This window comes from Pantoea sp. ME81, assembly GCF_903970985.1.
Taxonomy (GTDB): domain Bacteria; phylum Pseudomonadota; class Gammaproteobacteria; order Enterobacterales; family Enterobacteriaceae; genus Pantoea; species Pantoea communis.
This window is the reverse complement of the sequence record NZ_CAJCKS010000024.1, coordinates 1-12,546: the sequence shown is the minus strand read 5'-3', so window position 1 is coordinate 12,546 and position 12,546 is coordinate 1. Positions and strand designations below refer to the sequence as shown.

Here is a 12,546-nt window from a genome sequence, read left to right as displayed (position 1 = left end):
ACTGTCCGCCATGGCAATTAGCAGATTATTTTCATGACGTTACCATTATGCATCGTGCGATAATCCGCCACACTCATCACCACTGATTTCTCGAGCAGACCCGCGTTAAAGGCAATTTCGTCGTAACGTTCAAACAGCAGCGGGTCTACCACCAACCGCAGGTCGGGATGAAAACTGAAGGGCGGAATCGCACCGAACACACAGCCCGTTAATGCGTCCACCTCTGCTGGAGAAGCCAAAGAAGCGCGACGCCCACCCACCGATTCAGCCACTTTGCTCAAATCCGCCTGTTGATCAGCCGGCAGAACCGCCAACACATGCTGTTTGATACCGTTACCTTTGACATGGCACACCAATGCTTTGGCGCCTTGTCCCACTTCAGTCCCGCGAATCTCAGCAACAGCTTCACATTTGCCAGTCGCGGGATGCTCGACCACGCGATAGCGCGCGTTGTGCTGGTTGAGAAGGGCGATCAGTTTCTCATGAGTGGTCATCAGGGGCTCCCTGTTGAGTAAGATTGCTGAGTAATTCCTGCATCATATGTTTTTGGCGTGGCAGCAAGCCCAGTTTCAATCCAAGAGGTTTAAATACGCGATTCAACGTAGTCAGCGTGATACTTTCTTTGTCCAGCTCAACGTCAGATAACGTGCGACGACTGATGCCCGCTAAGCTGGCATAGCGTTCCTGTGAAAACCCCAGCACCTTTTTACGAAGCTGCATTAAGAGTTGGCCATGAGTTAACTTCTCCTCAATAAATTGTTGAAGAAGGCCTAGCAGCATCGCTTCTCGCTCAAAAGGCGTCATCGTATTCTTCATATTTGCCACCCAGCGATGCGTTCTTCGAGATAGTTAAAACCAATGCCTGGCATCTCCAGAATTGAATGCGGTACACCCCGAGCGGCAAGTCGGGATTTTAATCCAGCGAGCTTGCGGGTTAACTCACGCAACGAATTGAGTAATGACGCTTCAGGGATAAACTCGTTGAGCTGTTGAGCAATCAACTGCCAATTGTAATGGCCACCCTCTTCGTAAGGTGAACCCCATTGGGTTGTTCGCACCACGCCTTCTGGATCGGCTTTCATCGGTGCGAAGTCATATACCGGTGCAAGCCACATCCCTGATGGTTTTTTTAGAATGGCACTATTGCGCCCATGATTATCTGAATTACCAAATGCTACATTGAGCATGTCACGTTTAACCCATTCACTGACCAACTTTTCGCGATCTTCACCTGTTAAAGCTAATCGCTCAACCAGGCAGCGAATGACCTCAAAATGATTGAGATAACTACCCGGTGGTTTTTTCATTAACGAATAGATGGATTCAAGCCCGTACATGACTTTTCTGTTTTCAACAAACGCAATATCAAAGCGTGGTAGCCAAAGCGAGGGGTATCGTTCACCTTCGCATAGCAACATCTCCTGCGTGTCAATCGTCTCTACACCCATGGCCTGTAACTCATGATAGAAATGATATTCTGCGCGCAGGATGTCGCAGTCGATTGGGCTTCGTGATCCACGCGGATATTTGACCAGATAAGGGATATCCCGGTTCTGTTGATCATCTTGCCAGGTATCAATCCACACTTCGCTGTTTGTATTTCGTCGTAGCAGCAGTTTTGGCGCTTCCCCTCCCGCACCTGTTGCGCCGCCGCTGGCGGCTCCCATTTGTTGCGCATATTCAAGAAAATCACTGTCTCTCTCAATCGCCCATTCGGCAGGAAAACGGCGAGTCTTGAGTTGGCTATTTTCAGGGAGTTGGGGTAGGGAATCTTTGATACGTAAATTTCCAACAGGCGCAATGGTGCCGGCTTTCAATAGCGCATAATCTTGCTCAGCTGAAGATTTACCCTGTAAACCAAGATGCTGAATCCAATAACGTCGGCTTGCTCCCGCTGGGACAATATCGTCGAGGAAACCAAACCAAGGCTGCGCAAAATGGCTGCCTATCAGCATTACGGGATAATTCAAACTACAGCTAGCGATATCGTTTCGGTCGAGATGTTCAGCTGCATAATTGAAGTCATAAGCAAGAAGTGCTGCGCTTTCACGACCTTTAGAAGGCTCTTTAACATCAAGCTCGGCAACGTCGTGCCAGTTTCCATCAAGGTAGAGCTGTAGGATAAGCATGCTAACCTCCAATGAGCAGTATATTGCTCAATTTTAACTAGCTTTGCTTTTTTTGAGAAGTATGCTGCTCAAAATAGTTTTGAAATGTCAATTTTGAGCAGCTTATTGCACAATCTGTTACTTATGACGCGCCCGCAGATTATTAATAATCGTGCTCAAATCCAGCTCCTGATCCTGCAGCAGCACCATCAGATGATACAGCAGATCAGACGCTTCGTTGGTCAGTTCGTGGCGATCGTTCACTGTGGCTGCCAGTGCGGTTTCCACGCCTTCTTCACCGACTTTCTGCGCGATACGCTTGGTGCCGCTGGCATACAGTTTCGCGGTGTAAGAACTCTCAGGATCGGCGCTCTTACGCGAAGCCAGCAGCTGCTCCAGCTGATAGAGGAACGCCCAATCTGGCGCAGCCGGTGAGAAGCAGCTTGAGGTGCCGAGGTGGCAGGTTGGCCCAATCGGGTTTGCCAGCACTAGCAGGGTGTCGTTATCACAATCCGGGGTGATGCTCGCCACCTGCAGAAAGTGACCGGAGGTTTCCCCCTTGGTCCACAAGCGGTTTTTGGTGCGAGAGAAGAAGGTGACGTTGCCTTCCGCCAGCGTCTTTTGCAGCGCTTCCTCATTCATATAACCGTGCATCAGCACTTCGCCAGAAACGTTATGCTGGACGATGACGGGCATCATGCCCGCGGTTTTGGCCCAATCCAGTTTGGCCAGTTGTTCTGCAGTTAACACGCGCGAATCTCCACACCGTTGTCGATCAGGAAGTTTTTCAACTCGCCGATATTGATAATTTGTTTGTGAAACACTGAAGCGGCCAGCGCACCATCGACGTTTGCCTGTTCAAAGGCTTCGAGGAAGTGCGGCATGGTGCCTGCTCCGCCAGAAGCGATAAGGGGCACTTTACATACCTCACGCACTTTCTTCAGCTGCACCAGATCGTAACCATTACGTACGCCATCCTGGTTCATCATGTTCAGCACGATTTCGCCCGCGCCTAGCTTCTGCACTTCCTGTACCCAATCCAGGGTTTCCCAGGTGGTGACACGGGTACGTGATTCATCGCCGGTATATTGATTGACGTGATACTTGCCAGTGGCTTCATCAAACCAGGTATCAATCCCCACCACGATGCACTGCACACCAAAGCGATCCGCCAGACGCGTGATCAGCGTCGGGTCAGCCAGCGCCGGAGAGTTGATGGAGATCTTATCCGCACCGAACTGCAGAATGCGCGCGGCATCCTCCTCACTCTTGATACCGCCCGCCACGCAGAATGGAATATCAATCACTTCTGCGACACGTGACACCCAGCTTTTATCCACCACACGGCCATCAGAAGAGGCGGTGATATCATAGAACACCAGCTCGTCAGCGCCTTCCTGCGCATAGCGCTGCGCCAGTGGCACGATATCGCCAATAATTTCGTGGTTGCGGAACTGCACGCCTTTCACCACTTGTCCGTCACGGACATCGAGACAAGGAATTATCCGTTTTGCCAGCATGCAATCGCCTCCGCTACGGTGAATTTATCTTCCAGTAAAGCACGACCGACAATCACGCCCTGTGCGCCACTGCCACGTAAAGCCGCGATGTCATCCAGCGATCCAATGCCGCCTGAACTCTGAAATGCGATGTCCGGGAAGGCATCAGACACTTCTTTATACAGCGCCACGTTGGAACCACTTAACGTGCCATCGCGGGAGATATCGGTGCACAGCACGTGCTTCAGGCCAACTGGTTGATACCAGCCAATCACTTCTTCCAGCGTTACGCCAGCCGCTTCCTGCCAGCCACTGATTGCCACTTCTTTGCGATTGTTGGCGTCAATGCGCACATCCAGCGCCAGTACAATGGCATCCGCGCCGAACTCGTTGAACCAGCTTTTCACTTCCTCTGGCTGTTTCACTGCCGTGGAGCCCACCACCACGCGAGTCGCGCCGGCTGCCAGCAAGGCTGCAACGTCTTCACGATTGCGGATGCCGCCACCGACCTGCACCGGTACATTCACGCCGCGCAGCAAGGTAGTGAGCAGAGGGATTTGGCGTTTAGCCGGATCTTTGGCGCCAGTGAGATCCACCAGGTGCAGCACTTCCGCGCCCTGACGTTCGTAATCCTGCAGACGCGGCAGCGGATCGCTACCGTAGTCGCGCTGCTGACCGTAGTCGCCCTGATGCAGACGCACCACTTTGCCGTCGATTAAATCTAATGCGGGGATAATCATCACATCTCCAGGAAATTTTTCAGCAACTGCGCGCCTGCTTTGCCAGAACGCTCCGGGTGGAACTGCACGCCGAAGAAGTTATCTTTCTGCAGAGCAGCGGTGAACGGATGGCCGTAATCGCACTGGGCGATGGTGGCGGCATTCACTGGCATGGCGTAGCTGTGCACAAAATAGAAGTAGCTGCCGTCCGGGATATTACGGAACAGGTGGTTGCCAGCTTGCGAAGTGATCTGGTTCCAGCCCATATGTGGCAAGGGCAAACCCTGGGTATCCATCAGCGAGACGGGTTCATCCACCAAACCCAGCGTGGTCACGCTGCCATTCTCATCGCTGCCGCGGCCCAGCAACTGCATGCCAAGACAAATGCCGAGTACCGGTTGGGTACAGGCTTTGATCAGATCGATCAGGTCACGCTCCTGCAACTGGTTCATGGCGGCTTGCGCGGTGCCCACGCCTGGCAACAACAGCTTGTCGGCACGCAGCACCACATCCGGATCGCGGCTCACCTCTGGCGTGTAGCCGAGGCGCTCAATCGCCCACTTCACGGAGGAAAGGTTGGCGCACCCGGTATCGAGAATCACCACGTTCATCACAGCACTCCTTTCGAACTCGGCAGGGTGTTGCCATCCACGCGAATTGCCTGGCGCAGGGTGCGGCCAAAGGCTTTAAACAGGCTTTCCACACGATGATGATCGTTCTTGCCTTTGGTTTTCAGGTGCAGAGTGCTCATCATGGCGTAGGAGAGGGAGCTGAAGAAGTGCTCAACCATCTCGGTGCTGAGATCGCCGACACGCTGATAGCTGAACTCGGCTTTAAACTCGATATGCGGACGACCAGAGATATCCAGTGCACAGCGCGCCAGGCACTCATCCATCGGCAGCACGAAGCCGAAACGGCCGATGCCTCGCTTGTCGCCCAGCGCTTTCAGCAGCGCTTCACCCAGCGCCAGACCGGTATCTTCCACGGTGTGGTGATCGTCAATATAGAGATCGCCTTTCACGTCGATGTTCATGCGGAAGCCGCCGTGTACGGCAATCTGATCCAACATGTGGTCAAAGAAGCCGACGCCAGTATTGATTTTGCTACCGCCTTCGCGGTCCAGCCACACTTCCACCTTGATCTGCGTCTCTTTGGTGTTGCGTTGCACCAGCGCATGGCGGTCACGCTTGGTCAGGCGTGCCTGGATCGCGTCCCAGTCAATACCTTCTGCACCGTAACGCAGGCCCTGAATGCCCATGTTCTCAGCCAGCTGGATATCAGTCAGGCGATCGCCAATGACGTAGCTGTTTGCGGTATCCAGTGCGCCTTGTGCCAGCCAGGCTTCCACCATTTTGGTTTTCGGCTTACGGCAATCGCAGTTATCTTCCGGTTTATGCGGGCAGATCAGGATGTCGCTGAACTTCACACCCTGTGAAGTCAGAATCTGCATCATCAGGTTGTGTGGGCCATCAAAATCAGCCTGTGGGAAGCTGTCGGTGCCCAGGCCATCCTGATTGGTGATCATCACCAGCTGATAGCCGGCATTTTGCAGGGCCAGCAGCGCAGGGATGGCGTTCTTTTCAAACGCCAGTTTCTCCATGCGATCAACCTGAAAATCCGTTGGCGGCTCAGAGATGATGGTACCGTCGCGGTCGATAAAAAGGGTCTTCTGACTCATGCTTGCTCCACTGATAAGGCTTGCAGCGCGGCGATCAGGCGCTCGCACTCTTCACGGGTGCCGATGGAGATGCGCAGGCATCCCGCAAGGCCGGGGTTTTTGTTTTGGTCGCGCAGAATAATGCCTTGATCCCACAGCGTTTTAAACACTTTTGGCGAATCAGTGAAGCGCGCCAGAATGTAGTTGGTTTCGCTCGGGAACACCTGCTGCACCACGTTCAGCTGTGGCAGTTGTTCAAACAGCCATGCACGATTGGCGTTGAGTTCGGCGACATGCTTACGCATCAGCGCAATGCCTTCTTCGCTCAGCGCCTGTCCCGCGACATCAGCAACCGGGGTCGCCAGCGGGTAAGGCGCGATCACTTTCATCAACAGGTCGATCACGGGCTTGTTGGCCAGCGTAAAGCCACAGCGCAGGCCAGCCAGCGCAAAGGCTTTTGATAGCGTGCGCAGGATCACCAGATGTGGATATTCTTTCAACCAACCTGCGAGAGTCGCCTCTGGGCAAAACTCGATATAGGCTTCATCGGCGACCAGCAGTGCTTTACCGGCGGTCATCTCCAGCAGTTTACGGATATCGTCTTGATTGATCAGGTTGCCGGTCGGATTGTTCGGGCTGCACATGTAGACCACTTTCACGCCGTCTAACTGTTCGGCAATGGCGGGCAGATTCAGCTGCCAGTCATCCAATGCTGCCACGGTGCGATACTCGATGCCGATGGTTTCCGCGCTCACGCTGTACATGCCGTATGTCGGCGGGCAGAACAGAATCGCATCTTTGCCCGGCTCACAGAAGGCGCGCATTAACAGCTCAATGCCTTCATCAGCACCACGACTGACAATCACTTGCTCCGGCGATAAACCGGCAAAAGCCGCATAGCGCTCAATCACCAACTTCGGCTGGCATTCCGGATAGCGGTTCAGCGTTTGCTGAGACAGCTCAAAGGGCACCGGCAGCGGGAATTCGTTGGCATTCAGCCACACATCACCGTTACCCCCCAAACGACGCGCAGATTGATACGGCGTCAACGCGCGCACATTGGCGCGGGCTAAATCTTCAATGCTCATGCTTGCTCCTTCAGCGCGGCAACACGCAGGGTAACGGCGTTTTTATGGGCTTCCAGCTGCTCAGCGGCGGCTAAGGTTTCAATGGTTGAAGCCAGATTGAGGAAGCCTTGTGGCGTCAGCTCTTGCACCGTCATACGCTTCTGGAAATCGGCTAATCCCAGACTTGAACAGGTGGCGGTATAACCGTAAGTCGGTAATACATGGTTCGTCCCGGAGGCGTAATCACCCGCTGATTCCGGTGACCAGTCGCCAAGGAATACCGAACCGGCGCTGGTGATCGCATCCACCAGATCACGTGGCTGGCGCGTCTGAATAATCAGGTGCTCAGGACCGTACAGGTTGGAGATCTCCACACACTGCGCCAGATCGCGCAGCACTATCAGACGGCTACTCTCCAGCGCCTGACGTGCGGTGGCCGCACGTGGCAACTGCGCGAGCTGTTCTTCCACCGCCTGAGCCACGCCTTCTGCCAGTTTCAGCGAAGGGGTCAGCAAGATAACCTGTGAATCCGGGCCGTGCTCTGCTTGTGATAGCAGATCAGAAGCGACAAATGCCGGTGTGGCACCTTCATCAGCAATCACCAAAACCTCTGATGGGCCAGCAGGCATATCAATAGCAGCGCCATCTAAACGCTGGCTCACCTGACGTTTGGCCTCGGTGACGTAGGCGTTGCCTGGGCCAAAGATCTTGTCCACTTTTGGTACAGTTTCGGTGCCGAAGGCTAGCGCAGCAATCGCTTGCGCACCGCCTACCTGAAACACCTCTTTTACGCCGCACAGTTGCGCTGCATAAAGAATTTCATCGGCAATCGGCGGGGGCGAACAGAGCACCACACGACCACAACCGGCAATACGTGCTGGGGTTGCCAGCATTAATACCGTGGAGAACAGCGGAGCAGATCCGCCAGGAATATACAACCCAACCGATTGTACCGGACGGGTGATCTGCTGGCAGCGCACACCCGGCTGGGTCTCAATATCCACCGCGGGCAGAATCTGCGCGTTATGGAAAGTTTCGATATTGCCGACGGCCACTGCCATCGCCTGCTTCAACTTGTCGCTCAGACGATCGCTGGCGGCTTGCATCTCTTCAGGCGTGACGCGCAGGTTTTCCACCTGCGCTTTGTCGAAGCGTGCGCTGAACTCGCGCAGCGCATCATCGCCTTGTTCTTTTACTTGCGTCAGCACATCGCGCACGATTTCGCTGATGCTCGCCGAAGCAGAAATTGCCGGGCGCATCAGCAGCGCTTGCTGCTGTTGTTCATCACACTGTTGCCAGTCAATCGGGGTCATGATTGTGCTCATGCTGTTACTCCAACATTTTTTCGATTGGCAGTACGAGGATCGAGCTGGCACCCAGCGCTTTCAGTTTTTCCATGGTTTCCCAGAACAGGGTTTCACTGCTCACCATGTGCATCGCCACGCGGCTCACTTCGCCTGCCAGTGGCAATACGGTTGGGCGCTCGGCACCTGGCAGCAGGGCGATCACTTCTTCCAGGCGCTCGCTTGGCGCGTGCAGCATGATGTATTTGGATTCACGCGCTTTGATCACGCCCTGAATGCGCGTCATCATTTTGTCGATCAGTTCTTGCTTGGCTGCTGGCAGCTCGCCGTCGCGTTGAATCAGTACCGCTTTAGAGCGGTAGATGACTTCCACTTCACGCAGGCCGTTGGCTTCAAGGGTGGCACCGGTCGATACCAGGTCGCAAATGGCATCGGCCAAACCCGCGCGTGGCGCGACTTCCACCGAACCGTTCAGCAGGCAAGACTTAAAGGAGACGCCTTGCTTATCGAGATATTTCTTCAGCAGGTGCGGATAAGAGGTGGCAATACGTGAGTTCTGCAGGCACTGCGGGCCGGTATATTCCGCATCCACTGGCATCGCCAGCGACAGGCGGCAACCGCCGAAATCGAGACGACGCAGGGTGAAGTAGCGCGGGTCTTCGCCTTGTGCGCGGCGGTCCAGCAGCTCTTCTTCCAGCACGTTTTCACCGACGATGCCGAGATCCACCACGCCATCCATCACCAGGCCAGGGATATCGTCATCACGTACACGCAGGATATCGATAGGCATGTTCTCCGCAAACGCAATCAGACGCTGCTGCTGAAGGTTGATTTTGATACCGCAGCGGGCCAACAGTTCGCGTGATTCATCACTTAAACGGCCAGATTTCTGCATAGCTATGCGAATACGGGTGTTATCTAACATGGTTCCTGTCCTCTTATTCAATCCTGTCTGAACTCAGTGGGGTTGCGTTCGCCCATAAAAAAACCCCCGGAAGATGATCTTCCGGGGGCTCTCTTTGCGTTCGCACCACTGGAAGATCCTAATCGTCTCCCAGCACACATCGCCTGAAAGACTAGTCAGGATGATGGTGATGATGGTGGTTGAACTGAACGCGTGTCATAGTAAATTCCGTTGCTGAATGAGTATTCATTTGCGTGCTGATTAACCTAACGAAGATGGCGGCGCTTGGCAACCCTTTTTTAACGTCAGTTCTCGGAACCTTCCGCAACAGTTTGCGCTGGTTTGCCATAATCGCTGGGATTAAGATGAAGTGTCTTAGCGCTGGAAAGCAGGAGTCGGTATGAAAAAAGTCGCGATTGTAGGTCTGGGATGGCTGGGTATGCCGCTGGCGATGGCGCTGACGGCACGCGGCTGGCAAGTGACCGGCAGCAAAACCTCTCCCGATGGTGTCGATGCCGCGCGCCGTTGCGGTATTGAGGCGTTTCAACTGGTGCTCACCCCGGAAATTGAGTGTGAAGCCGATGAATTAGCCACGCTGATGGCGGTGGAAGCGCTGGTGGTGACTTTGCCTGCCAGCCGCACCGTGCAGGGTGGCGAAGACTATATGCAAGCAGTGCAAAATGTGGTGGATACCGCATTGGCGCACAAGGTTCCGCGCATTATCTTCACTAGCTCGTCATCAGTCTATGGCACCGGTTCGGGCGTAATGAAGGAGAGCAGTGCACTGCAGCCAGAGAGTGTGGCGGGTAAGACACTGGTGGAGCTGGAAAACTGGCTGCACGATCTGCCGGGCACCAGCGTGGATATTGTGCGTTTGGCGGGACTGGTCGGGCCCAATCGTCATCCGGGTCGATTCCTGGCGGGTAAAACTGGACTGGAGAATGGTGGTCACGCGGTGAATCTGGTGCATCTCGATGATGTGGTGGATGCGATTGTACTGTTGCTGCAAACGCCAAAAGGTGGACGTGTCTACAACCTGTGCGCGTCGAAACATCCCGCGCGCGATGATTTTTATCCGTTTGTTTCGAAGCAGTTGGGGTTGGTGGCACCGACCTTTGCTGCCGAGCCCGTGCGTTCGGCGGGGAAGGTGGTCGATGGCTCGAAGATCTGCAACGAGCTGGGATTTGAGTACAGCTACGATGACCCGATGAAGATGCCACTGGAGTGAGATTGACGTGCGAGTGCAGACTTCTGCACTATTTCGCTAGCGGCGCGATTTATCGCGGGTTTTAAATAACACTCGCAATAAATTGCGCCGCAACAATGCGTTGCGGCTAAACCCCCAACCGATCCCGCAACGCATACCACACCGCGCCCATTGCCGTCAGTGGCACTTTAAACCGCCTGCCGCCAGGAAACGGTAAATGCGGCAATTTGGCAAACGCATCAAACCTTTCTGCCTGTCCGCGCAGCACCTCGGCAATCAGCCTTCCCGACAAGTGGGTACAGGTCACGCCATGTCCGCTATCCCCTTGCATAAAGAACGCATTCTTCTCGATTTGCCCAAACTGCGGCATACGTGACAGCGTCAGCAGGAAGTTACCGCTCCAGCGGTGGCTAAATTTCACCTCCTTAAGCTGCGGGAAAGTGCGTAACAACTTAGGGCGGATCAGTGCTTCTATATCATCCGGCTCACGTGCGCCATACACCACACCGCCGCCGTACAGCAGGCGGTTATCGGCGGTGAGGCGGAAGTAATCCAGCAGATAATTACAATCTTCGACGCAGTGATTGTTCGGCAATAAACCCAACGCCTGGTCGCGGCTTAATGGCTCGGTGGTGAGGATTTGCGAGCCACACGGCATGCTTTTACGGCTCAGGCGCGGCTCCAGTTGTGAGGGGAGATAAGCATTACCGGCAAATATCACAAAGGTGGCAGTGACTTCACCTTTGGCGGTTTTCACCCGATGCGGTTCGCCGTACTTCACTTTCAGCGCCGCGGATTGTTCATAGATGCGTCCGCCGTGACGACGAATCGCCTCTGCTTCACCCAGCGCCAGATTAAGCGGATGCAGATGCCCGCCGCGCTTATCCAGCAAGCCGCCGACATAGCGATCGGTCGCCACTTCGCGACGAATCGCGCGCTCATCCAGCAGCTCCAGATTATGGTTACCATAGCGCTCCCAGTTGGCTTTTTGGCTGCGCAAGTGGCCCATCTGACGCTGATTCAACGCGGCAAAAATGCCGCCAGGACGGTAATCACAGGCGATAGCATAACGGTCGATGCGATCGCGAATAATCTCCGCGCCCTCAAACATCATATTGCCCAGCATCTTCGCCACGTCTTTGCCGTAGCGTTGTTCAATTACATCCACATCGCGGCTGTAAGAATTCACCACCTGGCCGCCGTTACGACCGCTGGCTCCGAAACCAATCTTCGCCGCTTCGAGTAGCACCACGTCATAACCGGCTTCGGTCAAAAACAGCGCCGAGGAGAGGCCGGTAAATCCGCCGCCAATAATACAGACATCACACTGCACCGATTCCTGCAGTTCGGGCCACGGCTCATGCGCATTCGCGGTTGCTGCGTAATAACTTCCCACATGTTGCATCACATCCTCCTTTAGCGCGTGAACTCAGAAATTCGCTGGGGTGTGCGCACTGACGATGCGACACGGCAGCTCAGACGTATTGGTAAAACTGTGCGGCAAGCCGGTATCGATCACGTAACTCTCGCCACAATAAAGGTGATAACTCTGACCATTGACCACCAGCGTGATTTCTCCTTCCAGCACCGTTCCGGTCTCTTCACCAGGATGACGCAGTTTCTCTCCGGTGCTGGAACCCGGTTCGTAGCGTTCAATCAACATCGCCAGCGCACGTTTTTCAGCGCCGTTCTCCACCAAACGCAACGACACGCCGAGGCTGCCGATCTCCACGCACTCTTCCGGACGTACGATCACGCGCGGCGTGCTGTTTACCTTTGGCTCCGAGAAAAACTCTGACAACGACAAGCCGTACACCTTCAGCAATTTCTGCAAGGTACTCAGCGCTGGACTGACTTTGTCCTGCTCAATGGTGCTGATAGCACTGTGTGTGAGTCCTGACAACTCGGCGACGCGACGCTGAGACAATCCCATCTCCTGCCGGATTTGCGATAAACGTCGCCCAGGCGCCAGAGTGGCATCATTCATGGCTGTTTTTCCTTGTGATAACAGAGAGCCGCGTGGATAAAAGCCGCAAACAAGCGTTGCGAAACCGGGTCGTGATCGGAGTGCCACTCCGGAT

Annotated in this window: 15 protein-coding genes and 1 other annotated feature; of the genes, 1 reads left to right on the top strand and 14 read right to left on the bottom strand. The window is 54.6% G+C overall.

Going from position 1 to position 12,546, the window contains the following annotated elements:
- Window positions 1-17: 17 nt before the first annotated feature.
- The 12 genes from H7A81_RS06715 to hisL all read right to left on the bottom strand — a co-directional run bounded on the left by H7A81_RS06715 (window position 18) and on the right by hisL (window position 9,478).
- Entirely contained in the window at window positions 18-494 is a 477-nt protein-coding gene (locus tag H7A81_RS06715; RefSeq protein WP_166932082.1) for a YbaK/prolyl-tRNA synthetase associated domain-containing protein, read from the bottom strand.
- A complete protein-coding gene (locus tag H7A81_RS06710; RefSeq protein WP_166932083.1) occupies window positions 481-816 on the bottom strand; it encodes a helix-turn-helix domain-containing protein in 336 nt (111 codons plus the stop codon). Before H7A81_RS06710 ends, H7A81_RS06715 begins: the two co-directional genes overlap by 14 nt.
- Window positions 813-2,129: a type II toxin-antitoxin system HipA family toxin gene (locus H7A81_RS06705; protein ID WP_166932085.1), complete on the bottom strand. Its 1,317-nt coding sequence runs from the start codon at window positions 2,127-2,129 to the stop codon at window positions 813-815. The genes H7A81_RS06710 and H7A81_RS06705 overlap by 4 nt, the downstream gene beginning before the upstream one ends.
- 117 nt (window positions 2,130-2,246) lie before the next feature.
- Entirely contained in the window at window positions 2,247-2,858 is a 612-nt protein-coding gene (hisIE, locus tag H7A81_RS06700) for a bifunctional phosphoribosyl-AMP cyclohydrolase/phosphoribosyl-ATP diphosphatase HisIE (RefSeq protein WP_034824749.1), read from the bottom strand.
- Window positions 2,852-3,628: an imidazole glycerol phosphate synthase subunit HisF gene (hisF, locus tag H7A81_RS06695; RefSeq protein ID WP_058962036.1), complete on the bottom strand. Its 777-nt coding sequence runs from the start codon at window positions 3,626-3,628 to the stop codon at window positions 2,852-2,854. Before hisF ends, hisIE begins: the two co-directional genes overlap by 7 nt.
- Window positions 3,610-4,347, bottom strand: a complete 738-nt coding sequence (gene hisA / locus H7A81_RS06690; protein WP_045815223.1) for a 1-(5-phosphoribosyl)-5-[(5-phosphoribosylamino)methylideneamino]imidazole-4-carboxamide isomerase — start codon at window positions 4,345-4,347, stop codon at window positions 3,610-3,612. Before hisA ends, hisF begins: the two co-directional genes overlap by 19 nt.
- The gene (hisH, locus tag H7A81_RS06685) at window positions 4,347-4,937 is read right to left on the bottom strand and encodes an imidazole glycerol phosphate synthase subunit HisH (RefSeq protein WP_182057054.1); all 591 of its coding nucleotides are present in this window, start codon (window positions 4,935-4,937) and stop codon (window positions 4,347-4,349) included. Before hisH ends, hisA begins: the two co-directional genes overlap by 1 nt.
- Window positions 4,937-6,004: a bifunctional histidinol-phosphatase/imidazoleglycerol-phosphate dehydratase HisB gene (gene hisB, locus H7A81_RS06680; RefSeq protein WP_182057053.1), complete on the bottom strand. Its 1,068-nt coding sequence runs from the start codon at window positions 6,002-6,004 to the stop codon at window positions 4,937-4,939. Before hisB ends, hisH begins: the two co-directional genes overlap by 1 nt.
- Window positions 6,001-7,071 carry a histidinol-phosphate transaminase gene (hisC, locus tag H7A81_RS06675; RefSeq protein WP_166932086.1) on the bottom strand — a complete coding sequence of 357 codons (1,071 nt, stop codon included), beginning with the start codon at window positions 7,069-7,071 and terminating at the stop codon, window positions 6,001-6,003. Before hisC ends, hisB begins: the two co-directional genes overlap by 4 nt.
- Window positions 7,068-8,375 carry a histidinol dehydrogenase gene (gene hisD, locus H7A81_RS06670; protein ID WP_182057052.1) on the bottom strand — a complete coding sequence of 436 codons (1,308 nt, stop codon included), beginning with the start codon at window positions 8,373-8,375 and terminating at the stop codon, window positions 7,068-7,070. Before hisD ends, hisC begins: the two co-directional genes overlap by 4 nt.
- Before the next feature lie 4 nt (window positions 8,376-8,379).
- Window positions 8,380-9,279: an ATP phosphoribosyltransferase gene (hisG, locus tag H7A81_RS06665; protein ID WP_034824735.1), complete on the bottom strand. Its 900-nt coding sequence runs from the start codon at window positions 9,277-9,279 to the stop codon at window positions 8,380-8,382.
- Window positions 9,280-9,333: 54 nt separating this feature from the next.
- Window positions 9,334-9,455 (bottom strand) — a sequence feature (His leader region).
- The gene (hisL, locus tag H7A81_RS06660) at window positions 9,431-9,478 is read right to left on the bottom strand and encodes a his operon leader peptide (RefSeq protein WP_100396937.1); all 48 of its coding nucleotides are present in this window, start codon (window positions 9,476-9,478) and stop codon (window positions 9,431-9,433) included. It overlaps the preceding feature by 25 nt.
- A gap of 180 nt (window positions 9,479-9,658) precedes the next feature.
- Here hisL and H7A81_RS06655 point away from each other — a divergent pair, with 180 nt between their 5' ends.
- A complete protein-coding gene (locus H7A81_RS06655) occupies window positions 9,659-10,486 on the top strand; it encodes an SDR family oxidoreductase (RefSeq protein ID WP_182057051.1) in 828 nt (275 codons plus the stop codon).
- Between the two features lie 106 nt (window positions 10,487-10,592).
- On the opposite strand, the gene H7A81_RS06650 is transcribed toward H7A81_RS06655, so the two are convergent.
- Together H7A81_RS06650 and puuR are read right to left on the bottom strand one after the other, a co-directional pair.
- Window positions 10,593-11,870, bottom strand: coding sequence for an FAD-binding oxidoreductase (locus tag H7A81_RS06650; RefSeq protein ID WP_304622184.1), 1,278 nt, complete (start codon window positions 11,868-11,870; stop codon window positions 10,593-10,595).
- Between the two features lie 24 nt (window positions 11,871-11,894).
- Window positions 11,895-12,452 carry an HTH-type transcriptional regulator PuuR gene (gene puuR, locus H7A81_RS06645; RefSeq protein ID WP_034824711.1) on the bottom strand — a complete coding sequence of 186 codons (558 nt, stop codon included), beginning with the start codon at window positions 12,450-12,452 and terminating at the stop codon, window positions 11,895-11,897.
- Window positions 12,453-12,546: the final 94 nt, after the last annotated feature.

Bases quoted from the DNA above. Each gene is read 5' to 3' on its own strand.
- H7A81_RS06715 (WP_166932082.1), bottom strand. From the start codon at position 494: ATGACCACTCATGAGAAACTGATCGCCCTTCTCAACCAGCACAACGCG.
- H7A81_RS06710 (WP_166932083.1), bottom strand. From the start codon at position 816: ATGAAGAATACGATGACGCCTTTTGAGCGAGAAGCGATGCTGCTAGGC.
- H7A81_RS06705 (WP_166932085.1), bottom strand. From the start codon at position 2,129: ATGCTTATCCTACAGCTCTACCTTGATGGAAACTGGCACGACGTTGCC.
- hisF (WP_058962036.1), bottom strand. From the start codon at position 3,628: ATGCTGGCAAAACGGATAATTCCTTGTCTCGATGTCCGTGACGGACAA.
- hisA (WP_045815223.1), bottom strand. From the start codon at position 4,347: ATGATTATCCCCGCATTAGATTTAATCGACGGCAAAGTGGTGCGTCTG.
- hisH (WP_182057054.1), bottom strand. From the start codon at position 4,937: ATGAACGTGGTGATTCTCGATACCGGGTGCGCCAACCTTTCCTCCGTG.
- hisB (WP_182057053.1), bottom strand. From the start codon at position 6,004: ATGAGTCAGAAGACCCTTTTTATCGACCGCGACGGTACCATCATCTCT.
- hisC (WP_166932086.1), bottom strand. From the start codon at position 7,071: ATGAGCATTGAAGATTTAGCCCGCGCCAATGTGCGCGCGTTGACGCCG.
- hisD (WP_182057052.1), bottom strand. From the start codon at position 8,375: ATGAGCACAATCATGACCCCGATTGACTGGCAACAGTGTGATGAACAA.
- hisG (WP_034824735.1), bottom strand. From the start codon at position 9,279: ATGTTAGATAACACCCGTATTCGCATAGCTATGCAGAAATCTGGCCGT.
- H7A81_RS06655 (WP_182057051.1), top strand. From the start codon at position 9,659: ATGAAAAAAGTCGCGATTGTAGGTCTGGGATGGCTGGGTATGCCGCTG.
- H7A81_RS06650 (WP_304622184.1), bottom strand. From the start codon at position 11,870: ATGCAACATGTGGGAAGTTATTACGCAGCAACCGCGAATGCGCATGAG.
- puuR (WP_034824711.1), bottom strand. From the start codon at position 12,452: ATGAATGATGCCACTCTGGCGCCTGGGCGACGTTTATCGCAAATCCGG.